General features: G+C 57.5%; 8 protein-coding genes. 4 read left to right on the forward strand and 4 right to left on the reverse strand.

Annotated elements, in window-relative coordinates:
- Window positions 1-198: 198 nt before the first annotated feature.
- Entirely contained in the window at window positions 199-3,183 is a 2,985-nt protein-coding gene (locus IPN69_19790; protein MBK8812953.1) for a VCBS repeat-containing protein, read from the forward strand.
- Between the two features lie 78 nt (window positions 3,184-3,261).
- On the opposite strand, the gene IPN69_19795 is transcribed toward IPN69_19790, so the two are convergent.
- Window positions 3,262-3,522 carry a GlsB/YeaQ/YmgE family stress response membrane protein gene (locus IPN69_19795; protein ID MBK8812954.1) on the reverse strand — a complete coding sequence of 87 codons (261 nt, stop codon included), beginning with the start codon at window positions 3,520-3,522 and terminating at the stop codon, window positions 3,262-3,264.
- 243 nt (window positions 3,523-3,765) lie between these two features.
- Window positions 3,766-4,293 (reverse strand): hypothetical protein, encoded by a 528-nt coding sequence (locus IPN69_19800; protein ID MBK8812955.1) that lies wholly within the window; start codon window positions 4,291-4,293, stop codon window positions 3,766-3,768.
- Between the two features lie 1,054 nt (window positions 4,294-5,347).
- Here IPN69_19800 and IPN69_19805 point away from each other — a divergent pair.
- Window positions 5,348-5,896, forward strand: a complete 549-nt coding sequence (locus IPN69_19805) for a cytochrome c3 family protein (protein ID MBK8812956.1) — start codon at window positions 5,348-5,350, stop codon at window positions 5,894-5,896.
- 333 nt (window positions 5,897-6,229) lie between these two features.
- Here the strand turns inward: IPN69_19805 and IPN69_19810 are convergent, their stop codons facing one another.
- Window positions 6,230-6,985, reverse strand: coding sequence for a hypothetical protein (locus IPN69_19810; protein MBK8812957.1), 756 nt, complete (start codon window positions 6,983-6,985; stop codon window positions 6,230-6,232).
- Window positions 6,986-7,614: 629 nt separating this feature from the next.
- Here IPN69_19810 and IPN69_19815 point away from each other — a divergent pair.
- Both IPN69_19815 and IPN69_19820 read left to right on the forward strand, forming a co-directional pair.
- Window positions 7,615-9,906 (forward strand): VCBS repeat-containing protein, encoded by a 2,292-nt coding sequence (locus IPN69_19815; GenBank protein MBK8812958.1) that lies wholly within the window; start codon window positions 7,615-7,617, stop codon window positions 9,904-9,906.
- Between the two features lie 71 nt (window positions 9,907-9,977).
- The gene (locus IPN69_19820) at window positions 9,978-10,250 is read left to right on the forward strand and encodes a hypothetical protein (GenBank protein ID MBK8812959.1); all 273 of its coding nucleotides are present in this window, start codon (window positions 9,978-9,980) and stop codon (window positions 10,248-10,250) included.
- Window positions 10,251-10,562: 312 nt separating this feature from the next.
- Here the strand turns inward: IPN69_19820 and IPN69_19825 are convergent, their stop codons facing one another.
- Window positions 10,563-13,805 carry a PD40 domain-containing protein gene (locus IPN69_19825; GenBank protein ID MBK8812960.1) on the reverse strand — a complete coding sequence of 1,081 codons (3,243 nt, stop codon included), beginning with the start codon at window positions 13,803-13,805 and terminating at the stop codon, window positions 10,563-10,565.
- Between the last annotated feature and the right edge of the window lie 54 nt (window positions 13,806-13,859).

The raw sequence follows: 13,859 nt of genomic DNA on the forward strand, positions 1-13,859 counted from the left end.
CTGAACCGCGCGTCTTTCGTGCGACATCAAACGCCCAACGAAACGAGGGGCAAAAATCGCCCTGAAATCACCGAACCGCACGAAGACGGGGTGCCGCCGTTGCTTCGTGCGGATTCCGCATCGGTGGGCGACTTTGACTTTCATCGCCACGTCATCTTAGTATCGAATCCGAACAAAGTAATCGGGCAGGTGGCGTAAATGAAGAAAATTCGTCCTTTATCGATAGCGGTCTTGATCTTTGCCTTCTTCGGGATCGTTTCCGCAGCTTCAAACGACAACAACGTCGAATGGAACGGACTCGAACACGACACGTTCAACAATTTCTACCGGACGCCGTTTGGCGCGGTGACGGCCGGGACGGTCGTCAACCTCAGGTTCCGGGCGTTCAAAAACGATCTCACCGGCGTCTTCCTGAGGGTTTACGAATACAACCCGCCGACCGGCACGACCGCCGGGCCGATCGATACGGCGATGGCGATCACCTCGTCCGACGCGACCTACGATTACTGGTCGCTCAGCTACCAGACGCCGACGACGCCGAAGATCATCTACTACAAGATCCGCGTCGTCGACGGCACCGACACCGACTACTACAGCGATTTCTACGCGGACGACCACGACAATCTCGGACAGGGCGGCGGCGGCGGCTCGTTCGACAACGAACCGTTCCCGGCGTTCCAGATAACCGTTTACGACCCTAATTTCTCGACCCCGTCGTGGATCCAGAATTCGGCCGTGTATCACATTTTTCCCGACCGTTTCCGCAACGGCGACATCACCAACGACTGGTGCCGCGCCGGCAACACGACCGGCTGCCCGTCGCTTTACGGCGCGTCGCCGGCATCGAATCGGGCGTTCACGACCTGGAATTCGCAGGTTTGCGACCCGCGTCAGCCGTCGCCGTGCCCGAACAATTACGGTTCGCAGTTTTTCGGCGGCGATCTCAAGGGGATCGAGAACAAACTTGACTACATCAAGGGTCTCGGATTCGATGCGATCTATCTGAACCCGATCTTCAAGGCGCGTTCGAACCATCGCTACGATACAGACAATTTTCTCGCGATCGCCGACGAACTCGGCGGCGACGCGGCGTTCGCTTCCCTCGTCAGCGCGGCCAACCAGCGCGGGATGAAACTGATCCTCGACGGCGTCTGGAACCATATGTCGCAGGACAGCGAGTTTTTCGATTATTATCACCGTTCGCCGGTTGTCGGCGCGTGCGAAAGCCTCGCCTCGCCTTACCGTTCGTGGTTCAACTTCTTCAACAACAACGCTCCCTGCACGACCGCCGATTACGAGGGCTGGTTCGGTTTCGGCGGACTGCCGGCGCTCACCGAAAACAACGCCGTCAAGGACTTTTTCTACCGCACGCCGACGACCAACGTCACCCAATACTGGTACGACCGCGGTGCCGGGGGCTGGCGATTCGACGTCGCGCCGGACATCTCGCACCAGTGGTGGAACGAGTACCGCGGTTTCGCCAAGACCTACAAGCCGGACGGCCCTTTGATCGGCGAGATCTTCCCGGACGCGAGCCAGTATCTCGCCGGCGACCAACTCGACGGCTCGATGAACTACCGCTTCCGCAAAAACGCGCTCGGCTTCGCGAGGGCGGTCGACTGGTCCGACAACGACAACAACGGCAGCAACCGCATTCTCGGCCTTTCACCTTCGCAGTTTGACGCGTCGCTCCGCTCGATCCGCGAGGACTATCCGGTTCCGGCACAGCGCGCGATGCTCAATCTGCTCGATTCACACGACACGAACCGCGCGCTTTACAGCCTGACGGCGCCCGGCGACAGCGGTTTGACGCAGGCGAAGGAACGCCTCAAACTCGCGGCGCTGATACAGTTCACGTACATCGGCGCGCCGATGGTCTATTACGGCGACGAGGCCGGCATCAACGCGCCGTCGCTCGGCAACAGTCCGGGCGGACTTGCGGAGGACGATCCATACAACCGCGCGCCCTATCCTTGGGCGGATGAAGCCGGAAATCAGAATATCTACGGACCGGCCGATACGGGTCTGATCAACTTTTACACCTCGCTCGGCGCGATCCGCAGGCGTTCGAAGGCGCTCAGAACGGGTGACTTCAAGACGGTCCTGACCGGCGACACGACGGCCGCCGCAACCGACGACAGCACGTTCGCCTACGCCCGCGTAGACGGGAATGAAAAAGTACTCGTTGTGCTGAACAACGGCGCCGCGTCGAACAGCGCCGCGCTTCCAGTCGCCGATCTTTTTGCGGACGGGACTGTTTTGACCGATCTTCTCGGCTCGGGGAATGTGACGGTCACGGGCGGGGTCGCGAGCGTCGTGCCCGCCGCGCGTTCGGGAATGATACTCGCGGCAAAAGGCGGCGCGCCGTTCGACTTCGACGGCGACGGCAAAACGGATATTTCGATCTTCCGTCCGTCGAATGGTCAATGGTGGCTCGGACGCAGCGCCGACGGTTTGATTGTCCACACCTTCGGGAACTCGTCGGACATCCAGACGCCGGGCGATTTCACCGGCGACGGCAAAACGGACGTCTCGATCTTCCGACCGTCGAACGGGGAATGGTTCATTTTGAGATCCGAGGATTTTTCGTTTTACAGTTTCCCGTTCGGAGCGAGCGGCGACGTTCCCGTTCCGGCCGATTATGACGGCGACGGCAAAACTGACGCGGCCGTTTTCCGTCCGTCAGATTCGACTTGGTACATCAATCGTTCAAGCGGCGGAACAACGATCGAAGGCTTCGGCGTGAGTGGTGACCGGCCGGTTCCGGCCGACTACGACGGCGACGGCAAGACCGATATCGCGGTTTTCAGGCCAAGCCTTGGTCAATGGTGGTTGAAGCGTTCGCTAGCGGGCGTGATCGCGGTAACTTTCGGTTCGGCGACGGATCGCGCGGTGCCGGGCGATTTCACCGGCGACGGCAAGACCGACATCGCCATCTGGCGGCCTTCGAACGGTGAATGGTTCATCTTGAGAAGCGAGGACTACACGTTCTATTCGTTCCCGTTCGGGGCGAACGGCGACGCGCCGGCCCCCGGCGACTACGACGGCGACGGCAAAACGGATGCGGCGGTGTTTCGCCCGTCAAATTCAACTTGGTACGTCCAGCGCTCGACCGCCGGAACATTGATACAGGGATTCGGTCTTTCGTCCGACGTGCCGGTGCCGAATGCGTTCGTCAGATAGTCGCGACCGGAGCGCAAGCGACTGGAGCGCAAGCGTCACGCTTGCCTGAGCGCGAGCGCGAACGGACCTTTTACGGTCTCAGAACTTCAGAAACACCCGGAAGATCAGCAACAAAAGAATCGCGCCGGCGATCGAGACTATCCAGCCCGCCCGATAGTTCTCGTCCCGCCAGATCATTCGACCGGCAAACGTGCCTATCAAAGACCCGGCGACGCCGATGCCCATCGTTATCAAGAATCCGCGCAGCGTCCAACCACCCGGATCGTTGCCGAGAAACAATATCTGCGCGATCGCCCCGACGATCAAGCCTCCGATCAACTGTCCAATGATATGAAACATATTAATCTCCTCAAATTTTTTGGTTAGCTATCCGTTTGTACTACAATTCGTCGCGCGCGACAAGAAAATTTTCCGTTCAGAAAATTTTCCGTTCGTGCCGAACTTCTTCGATACGTGACCGATGCATCGAATCCGGATCACTCAAAACAAAGAAACTCGGGCGATGGCCGATCAACCCGTCGCCGAGCGCGCATTCTGAATCGCGATATCGGCGGATCGTTTGCTGCTCAACTCCGGGTTTCATCAGGCCGCCTTCGACAGCCATTCCGTCACCCACTTCGGGGGTTTTTGAAGTTCCGCGACGAGCGCGGTCTTGAACCCGGTCGTTTTCGCGTGCGGCGGCCAATCCTTCGAATTGAATCCCCACCAGTCGATGTGAATGTGATTCTTGTGCTTGGCGCCGAGCGCCGGATCGGTCGGGTTCTTTTTGAGCATTCCCTTCCTGCCGCCGTACGGCGGCATACCGGGAATATGAAAATAGACCGGCGTTTTGCCGTTCCAGTCGACGTAGATGATGTCGGCCCAACGCATCTGCGGATGAACCGTGATCAATGCGTCGATGATCTGATCCGCGACGGATTTCTCGACCGAATCGCGGCTGTCGAGCATAATGTCCATCGCCAGGCCCGCCGTATGCCTTGAGCCGTCTCCGCGAATCGTCCCGATCTTATTCCGGTCGGCCGCGAGCAACGGCACGCCGAGCATCAACGCTTCCTTCAACTCCCGGATCGCCGGACATTCGCCCTTTGCCCCGCCTTTCCATTCGCCCATAATCCCTCCTGCGGCACGCCGATCCGACCGGCTGCGTTTCGCTGCGAAAAAGCGCGCCAAGTCCTAATTTCTCAACTCTTCATAACGCAAGCCGCGTACCACCGCAGCAGGGCGCGCGCAGATTTTGGCCGCTTCCGAGGATTCGAATTCGTCAGATTCTTACAGCCCGTCGAAAAAGCCGTTTTACAACTAATTTGCTTCTTCAATCGTGCGGAGCACGCGAACTTGCGATAGCACCACGCGAAGCGGAGCGGAACCCAGGTGGCTGAACGCCCGAGTTCCCAAGCGTGTGTAACACGCGCAACTCTCGTTGTTGCAATAGGTCATCGTTTTTCAAACGCTCATTGGAGTCGTTCGTGGTTGACACCTGGGTTCCGCTTCGCTTCACGTGGTGCTATCGTCCGTGCGTGTGCACCGCACACCGAATCGATTGTTCCGACAGGCTTCTTAGATCCAAGATAGCATTGGAGAGTCTTCCTCCCGGCGATCCGCGAAAGAGCCCGACTTGTCCGATTTTTGGGTCCACAAGGAATCAACACCAATACGTTCCGACCTCCGCGCGGGTAAATGCCTGATCGGCGAATTGCCCTCTTCGCTGTCCGGCCGAGAGTCTCCGCAGCGCCGGCGTTTCGCGTAGGTCGCCGGAGCGCAGGGTCTCTGTTCGACGAACCGCGTAATCCGGGTCAAATTCGGAAAAGTTACGTGGAGAACGAGCGATCTTACCCGCAGTAACCCGTTCCCGGGCGAGACGCGGCGAAATCGATCAACGATGCCGCACACGCCGCCCGGCTCGCTTTGATTGGGCGCGCCGAGCGATTCCGGCCGACCCGATCAAAAAGGCGAATTTCCGCGCGGCGTACACTGGCTGAACTTGATTTCCCGTGTCTCGAACACCGCCTCGGCCGTTGACGCAGACGCAAAAGTCTGCGACGCTAAAAGAGCCCCGAAGAAGAAAAATGTCCATCGATTTACGGAAACGGTTCGACGGCTGACAGCATCAAAGGATTGACGGCCGATCACCGATGATCGAGGTCAAGAACAGAAGAGGAAACATATGAGAACAAGACTTGCATTAATGCTATTGGGTTTGGCCGGCGGCCTGATCTTCGTCGCCGGGTTGAGTCTTCAGACCGCCGCGCCGGGAGAACGTGTGATCCCTGAGGTCATCGTTTTGGCCGAGAAGGCGGCACTTGGAAAGGTGACGTTCAACCACGGAAACCACATCACGAAAAAGGCGAACGCCGACGGCACTGCCGCACTGAGTTGCGTCGACTGCCATCACGCCGAACAGCCTGCGACCGAGGCGGCGAAGGTTGCCGGGCGGAAGACGGTCTATCCGGCGGACCGAACGATCACGTTGACCGCCGAGAACTGGAAAGACGGAACCGCACCGGCGGTAACGGCCTGCGGCGTTTGTCATCTGGCGAAAGACGGAAAAGCGACGATCCTGACCGAGGTTCCGAAATCCGGAACGACCGTTCTGAACAATCAGAATGCGCTTCACAAGGCTTGCGCGACCTGTCACGACAATGTCGTGAAAGCGAGGCCGACGGTTCAGGTGCCGACGACTACGAAATGCCTCGGCTGCCATAAGAAGGCCTGATCCCGTCAGATTGTCGGGGTTATTCCCGTGATCTTCGAAACGCCCAGACTTTTGTTGTGACGTTTTGGAAATGGCGGGAGAGTCTGGTGTTGCCTTATGTTGCCGGCGGGCTTAAGTTCGGCGTTTTTTGAAACCACGAAGCTCACGAAGGAACAAAGAGCAGTGGGAAACTCACAACCGGGCCGCGCGCTTCGGATAGTGACCTACGGCCGGCGTGATGCTCAAAAGAAAAGACGCGTAACTTTGTGAATTCGACAAAGTTACGCGTCTTTTCAGCGCTCAAGATTCGGCTTGGCGGCACGGCGCTCGCCTTTGTTTTCCAGACTGAGCCTTTTACTTGTCGGCCGTGTTGATCCGGATGCTGGCAAGTTTCCAAGCGCCCTCTTCCTTAAAGTACTTCAGTTCGAACTTCAACTTCTTCGGAGTTGTAGCATAAGAACCGGTCAGTGAGAGAGCCTTCTCGTCTCCTATGGGTTCGAATGTCGGCGAAGGCTCGAACGTCGCCTTCATTGTGAAGACGGACTTCAGGTCAAAGTCATCCTTGTTGTCGACAAACACCTTGAAAGCGTCTTTCAGCTTATCCGGCGAACTCTGGTCCTGAAACTTCTTCGCCAGTTTTTTGTAAAATCCCGTGAAATCGCCCGACTGGACCGCGCCGTCAAAATCCTTCATCGTCGCCTTCGCAAGTTCTTGCAACTCGGGTTCGGCAGGCATCTCGAGAGTCGCCGCCACGCCCCCCTTCTTGTAGACCACGCCGCTCAACGTCATTTGATTGCCGTCCGGCGCCTTGTCGATCGTGAAAGAAGGTCCGAGCGACGCGAAGGTGATCTTGAGTGTCTTCCCTGCTTCGTCGATCTCCAGACCGCCGCCGCTGATCGATGAGTTGGATGATTTGTAATCCGCTCCGCCGTCGGCGCGGATCGTGATCGTCGTACCGTCCGCTCCGGTCCAGAAACCGACGTACTCGCTCGGCGCCGGCTTGCTCGATCCGCCGCAGGCAAGCCCGATCATTAGAAGCACGCCGAGCGTGATGGACAGCGTTTTCAGATTATGGTTTCGAACAAGGCTCAAATTGGTTAAGAATTTCATTGAAGGTCTCCTTTTATGAACGGCTTTCTATGTCGGACACATTCTCAGCAAGGAGCGTGTTCGACCTCAAAATTTGATGTCGTAGAGTTGTTTATTTTGCACTCGGCTCACTTTCGCGTCAAACACGCAAACATAAATCCGGAATTACACGATCTGACGAAATGGCACCGCAGCAAATCACTCGATCCGCTTGGCGGTTTTCCTGAAAAAGTGGTCGGCGCGCATTTGGCACTGAGAGCAAAACGCCGGCGTCCGAACGACATCGTTCGCGATCGCGAGCCGGAATTTGCAATGTCACTTCGGTTTTTGAAGTGCATTTAAGCGATGCGAAAAACTCTCTATTTGAATCAACTCCGAATGCGGCTCATTCGCGTAGCTTCCTGTCAGCGAGTATTTCTTCCCAATTATTGTTGGAATTTACTCGTTTCGTCGCAAAGTCGGCACCCTTCCCCCGTAAGAACCGCGATTTTGAACGGCACACAGCTTGCGACAATCTCTTGTAGGCAAATGTTAATTGCGTTCGAAGAGCAGCGTTGGATGTATCAACGCAGTTCTCCTGACGAAGGTTGAATGGGTATGATCCGGCGATCTTATGAGGCTTGCCGGAATTCCATTCGGGAGGTGATCCCATGAAAAGCAAATTTATTCTGAAAGCGTTTCTGGCCATCGCTGCGCTCACGACAAGTGCTCTCGGCGTAACGATCAATGAAACCATCGACACAACTGCTCCAGCGGCGAATCCATCGTATCGGGCGGTTACCGGGCAACAGACCGGCCGACTGTCGCGCAACACCATTGTGAGCACCTGCGGTACGGCCAAGACCAATCCCGGCAGCGGCGCGGCTACGGAGCTCAGACAATACGATGATTACCGGTTCGTCGCGCTCGGAAGCGGATGTTTGACCGTCACACTGAGCAACGCCGGCGACAACGTGTTGTTTGGCGTCGCATACGACCAGACCGGACTGAATCCGGCAAATCCAACGGCAAACTACCTGGCCGATATGGGCCTCAGCCCGACTTCGGCCGTCCCTTCGAGAACTTTTTCGTTTGACGTCACCGCCGGCGAGATCTTTCACATCGTCATCCACGAGGTAAATGCCGGCGGCGCGATCGGGCAGACCTATACTCTCGATGTCGGAGGCGTCAAGATCGTTCCGGACTTTTCGGTCACGGAGATTATCGACACAACGTCGGCGCAGCAAAATCCGGCCTATACCGCCGCTACCGGACCGCAAACCGGGCGGCTAAATCGGTTTCCACCCGCGAGCGATTGCAGCGGATTGAAAGCAAATCCCGGGTTGTTCACGACGATGGGGACGCGCCAGGTCGATCTTTATTCTTTTACGCCAGCCTCTTCGGGCTGCGCACGGGTCACTCTGAGCCACACCGGCGCCGATTCGGTGCACATCGTGGCCTATAACCAAAGCGGATATGTCCCGACGAACCCGTCGACCAACTATCTGGCCGACTCCGGTGCAAGCGCGACCAACAATTCGGTGACGTTTTCCTTCCTTGTGACGCGCGGAGTCCGGTTTTACATCGTCGTCAGCGAGGTCAATCCCGGCGCCGGCATCGGCGACTCTTACACACTGAACATCAGCAACATCAGAGTCGCTCCGCTGATCCGGGTCACATCGACGCTTGATGCGACCTCGCCATCGACAAATCCCGACTTCACTGCGGCAACCGGCGTGCAGACCGGAAGGATAAATCGACTTCCGCCGCCCTCGGACTGCAACGCATTGAAAACAGCGCCCGGTTTGAGCAGTCCGACAGGCTCGAGAGACTATGACGTTTACACGTTTACGCCGGCCAGGCCGGGTTGCGTTGAGGTAACGCTCAAGTCCCTTGGCGGGCCGCTTCTTTACGCGGCCGCCTATAGCAACCTCGGATTCAATCCGGCCAATCCGGCACTGAATTTCGTCGCCGACGGAGGCACGAGCCCGACTCTGGGCAATCCGGAGAGTTTCTCGTTTCTCGTATCCGCCGGTGTGCCGTTCAGCATTGTCGTCCATGAGGTCGATGTCGGGGCCGTCGGCCAGTCGTATTCGCTTGAGGTGGAAGGAATAGCGATGAACGCGACGACGCGCGCGGCGATGTTCGATTTCGACGGCGACCGCCGTACAGATCCAAGCATCTTCCGGCCGTCCGTCGGCGAATGGTGGTACATCCGCTCATCCGACGGTGGAAACAACGCGTTCCAGTTCGGAGCCGCGACAGATATGTTGGCCCCGGCCGATTTTACCGGTGACGGCAAGACGGATATCGCGTTCTTCCGGCCTTCGACAGGCTTCTGGTATGTGCTGAGAAGCGAGAACACAACGTTTTACTCGTTCCCGTTCGGATTGGCGGGCGACATTCCCGCCCCGGGCGATTTCGACGGCGACGGCAGAGATGACGCGGCCGTTTTCCGTCCGACCAACAGTACCTGGTACATCCAGAATTCGGGCGGTGGGACAACGATCCTGGGATTCGGATTGCCGGGCGATCTGCCGGTGCCGGCGGATTATGACGGCGACAACAAAGCAGACATCGCTGTTTTCCGTCCGACGCTCGGACAATGGTGGCTAAGGCGCTCGAATCAAGGACTGATCGTCCAGAACTTCGGAACGAGTTCAGACCGGACGGTTCCCGCGGACTATACCGGCGACGGACGGGCCGATGTCGCGATCTTCAGGCCGTCGTTGAACAGTTGGTATGTTCTCCGAAGCGAAGATTCGTCGTACTACTCGTTCCCGTTCGGCGCATCGGGCGATGTCCCGGTTCCCGGCGATTATGACGGCGACGGACTTGCCGACGCCGTTGTTTACAGACCGTCGACGCGCACGTGGTACAAACAGCAAACAACGAACGGTTTTGAAGCCATCAATTTCGGCGCCGCAAGCGATTTGCCGGTTCCGAATGCATACGTTCGCTAATGGTCGTCAAACGACCGAACAAGAGGTGCCGCCTGAAGTGTGAATTTCAGGCGGCCCTCAAATTGGTTAAAATGCCGGGCATTCAGAATTCACGATTCAAGATTCCAGGATTTCAGGATTGCAGGATTCCAAGATTCCAAGGATTCCAAGAATCCAAGAATTCAAGAGGTCCAGGAATTCAAGAGGTCCAGGAATTCAAGAAGTCCAAGAAGGCCAAGAAGGCCAAGAATTCGAGATTCCAAGAATTCCAAGAATTCAAGATCGCATGGTTGACCCTCGGAAGCCGGCTTGAGATCTCAAATCTCAGATTTCAGAATTCAGAAGACGTATCCGCCGCGCCGTAGGATTGCGGGCAACTGACTTCACCTTGAAGCCTGTCGGAAAAAATCGATTCAGTGTACGGAGCACACGCACGGACGATAGAACCACGTGGAGCGGAGCGGAGCGTGGTGATTGATCGGGCCGACTTCCAAAGCGTGTGTAACACGCGTAACTCTTGTGATTGCAACAGGTCCGCGTGTCTCACATGCTCGTTGGAACTGCCCGTGGCTGACACTTGGGCTCCGCTCCGCTTCACGTGGTGCTATCGCAAGTTCGCGTGCTCCGCACGTTTGAAGAAGTTAACTCGGTTTCCGAAAGGTAGTTTGTGGCTCGTCCTACCTGTTCATCAGCGTCTTTACCGCGGCCTCGACCTGTTGGTCACGGCCGGCCGCCATAACGTCGGGCTCGTTGCGCACGAGGATGTCCGGTTCCTGCTGGACGTTTTCGGCGCATTTGCCGTCGAGCGTGCGCCAGCAACCCATCGGGATGCCGAAGCGGAGGCTGCCGTCGATCTGGTTTTCCCACCAGACGAACGTTCCCGTTCCGGGTACCGGCATCCCCAGCACCTGGCCGATCCCCTTTGCCTTGTACGCGAGCGGGAAAAGGTGCGCGTCCGAGTAGTTGCTCTCGCCGACGAGCACGATCGACGGCTTGATCCACTTATCAAAAGGCTCGCTGCCGATATACTGTCCGTGCGGAACGACATCGAAATACTTCTTCCCGCTCAGGAAATCCGAAAGCTGTTCGTGGATGCTGCCGCCCCCGTTGAAACGCGTGTCGACGATTATCGCGTCTTTTGAAATGTTCACGCCGAGCGATTCGTCAACGGCCGCGCGCATGCTGGCGTCGTTCATCGAACGGACGTGGATGTAGCCGATCTTGCCGCCCGAAAGCCGCTCCGTCTCGGCGCGCCGCGCGCGGACCCAGCGTTTGTATAGCAATTCGTTCTCTTCGCCGCGGCCGATGGCCTTGACCGTCTCTTCCCAGCGCCGGTTCGTCGCCGGATCGAAGACCGAGATCAGGACGAGCTTTCCGGCCTTGCGGTTCAGAAGTTTGAAGAAATCGAAGGTGCCGTCGATCGCCGCGCCGTCGATCGATTCGATGACGTGGCCGGCACGCACTCCCGATGACGCGATATCGAGCGGGCCGCCCTGAATGACCTCGGCGATCTTCGCGCCGCTTCCCGCGCTTAGGTAATCATAAAGAACGCCCAACGACGCCGTTTGATCGCCCTGCGGAGAAATTGGCGTGTAGTACGCGCCGGTATGCGAGACATTGACCTCGCCGAGCATTTCGCTGAGCATCTCGGCGAAATCGTAGTTGTTGTTGATATAGGGAACGAAGCGCTTGTAGGCCGTGTAATAAGCATTCCAATCGACGCCGTTCAGGTCCGGGAAGATCAGCTTTTGCTTGAACTGCCGCCACGAATGGTCAAAGATGTACTGCTTTTCGGCCGTGTAGTCGAGCACCATTTCGGTGTTGACCGCGATCGGTTCCGGTTTGCCGCTTTCGGCGTCGATCTTCGTCGCGCGGCCTTCGGCAAGAATCAATAGGAACTTGCCGTCCGTGGAAAGCTCCATCGAAGCATTGTTGACGCCGAGTTTGGCGAAGACCTTGGTTTCGCGGGTCCGGATCTCGGTCACCCAAAGATCGTTGCCCTTCTCGAAAGCCGTCAGGTAAAAGAGCCGTTCGCCGTCTTTGGACAGCGCCCAGTCGGAGATCGCCGACGTGTGGGCGGTAAGGCGCAATTTGCGTTCGCTGACGCCTTCAAGATCGAATTCGAGGCCTTTCTTTTCCTCAGTTTTGGGCGACGGTGAAGGCGAGGCCGATGCCGCGGCTTTGGCTTTCTCGTCGGATTCCTTCTTCTCTTTTTCTTCGGTCTCTTTCAGCAGGGCGAATTCCTCTTTTGACAGACGCGCACGGTCGAAAAACGCCTTCGTGAAGTACATCCCGTAGACGTCGCCGGAGACCGAGTCCAATGCCTGCGACAACGCGCCTTCGCGGGTCGAGCCCCAGATCATCATCTTGCCGTCCATCGCCCATTTTGGAGCGACGTCGTCGTAACCGCTCTGTGAAAGATTGATCAGCCCGCTTTTGCCGTCGGCGGAGACCAAGCCGACCTCGGGCGTGAACATACGTTCCTTCGGGCCGAATTTCACGAGAAACCATTTCGAATCGGGCGACCAACGGTAATACTGATCACCGTCGGCGTAGGAGTAGTTGTACTCGGCCGGCAGGATCGTCCGCGACTGCTTCGAGGCGATGTTGTGGACGCGGAGCACTGTCCGATTCTCCAGATACGCGATCTCCTTGCCGTCGGGCGAGAAAGCGGGCTGGAATTCCTCCGCCGGAGTGGCAATCACCGGATCCTCCTTGACGACCGTCGACGCGTAGAAGTACGGCTCCTGTTTCCGCACGATTGTCGAAGTGAATATGTTCCAGTTGTTGTCGCGTTCGGCGGCGTACACGAGCGCACGCCCGTCGGGGCTCCAGTTGACCGAGCGCTCCTGCCACGGCGTATTGGTCACGCGCTTTACGGTTTTGCCGTCAATGCTCGAGACAAACACTTCGCCTCTGAAAACGAACGCGAACTCCTTTCCGCTCGGCGCAAGCTTCGCCTCGGTGAAGCCGCCGTTGACCGGAACGACGCGTTCGATCGGCTCGCGCCCGTCGGCGGCGATGCGGATCGCGACCTTTTTCGGCTCGCCTCCGTCCTTCACGGTGTAGAGTTCGCCGTCGTAGCTGAACGCCATCACGCCGGACTTCGACCGCGTCAGGAATCGGACCGGATGTTTGGTCAATTTCGTCACCGGGGTGCTGCGATCGGGCCGGCTGAAACTGCTTTTGTAGATGTTGAATGACCCGCTCTGTTCGCTGAGGTAGTAAAATTCGCCGTCGTTCGCGCCGAAAACCGGATTGCGGTCCTCGCCTTTGAACGATGTCAGCTGGGTGTATTTCTTCGTCGGCACGTCGTACAGCCAGACATCGCGGGTCACCGACGAAGTGTGATGCTTTCGCCATTCGCTCTCGTAGCCTTTGTAATCGTGAAAAATGATCTTGTCGCCCGATGAACTTACCGTCGCGTTCAATGCCGGCGACGTCAGGACCTGGGAAACCAAGCCGCCCGCCGCAGGCACAGAGTAGAGTTCGGTCATTCCTCCTGCCGGGAACTGGACGTTCGATGCCAGATCCTGCCGCGCGGCGGCGAAAAGCACGGCGTTGTTGTCGGCCGTGAAACTGCTTGGGATCTCGCCCGCCGAATGGAACGTCAAACGCTTTGCCTCGCCGCCCGTCGCCGGCATCAGGAACACGTCGAAATTGCCGTACCGATCCGAAGCGAACGCGATGTTTCGGCCGTCGTGGCTCCAAACCGGCGCAAATTCATACGACTCGCCAAGCGTCAGCGGCGTCGCGTTGCCGCCCGCTGCAGGGACGGACCAGATGTCGCCCTTGTATTCAAAGAGCAACGTCTGACCGTCCGGCGAGATCGCCGGATACCGTAACCACTGGGGATTGTCTTGGGCAATAACAAACGAAGAAACGAAAAGACAGAGCGACAGGCAGAAAAGGAGCTTCATAGTATTCAAAATCGGTATTTTTGGAAATTGGCAGAACGCAAATTTATACGAAAA

Source organism: Acidobacteriota bacterium, from assembly GCA_016715115.1.
Classification (GTDB): domain Bacteria; phylum Acidobacteriota; class Blastocatellia; order Pyrinomonadales; family Pyrinomonadaceae; genus JAFDVJ01.

Bases quoted from the DNA above. Each gene is read 5' to 3' on its own strand.
- IPN69_19790 (MBK8812953.1), top strand. From the start codon at position 199: ATGAAGAAAATTCGTCCTTTATCGATAGCGGTCTTGATCTTTGCCTTC.
- IPN69_19795 (MBK8812954.1), bottom strand. From the start codon at position 3,522: ATGTTTCATATCATTGGACAGTTGATCGGAGGCTTGATCGTCGGGGCG.
- IPN69_19800 (MBK8812955.1), bottom strand. From the start codon at position 4,293: ATGGGCGAATGGAAAGGCGGGGCAAAGGGCGAATGTCCGGCGATCCGG.
- IPN69_19805 (MBK8812956.1), top strand. From the start codon at position 5,348: ATGAGAACAAGACTTGCATTAATGCTATTGGGTTTGGCCGGCGGCCTG.
- IPN69_19810 (MBK8812957.1), bottom strand. From the start codon at position 6,985: ATGAAATTCTTAACCAATTTGAGCCTTGTTCGAAACCATAATCTGAAA.
- IPN69_19815 (MBK8812958.1), top strand. From the start codon at position 7,615: ATGAAAAGCAAATTTATTCTGAAAGCGTTTCTGGCCATCGCTGCGCTC.
- IPN69_19820 (MBK8812959.1), top strand. From the start codon at position 9,978: ATGCCGGGCATTCAGAATTCACGATTCAAGATTCCAGGATTTCAGGAT.
- IPN69_19825 (MBK8812960.1), bottom strand. From the start codon at position 13,805: ATGAAGCTCCTTTTCTGCCTGTCGCTCTGTCTTTTCGTTTCTTCGTTT.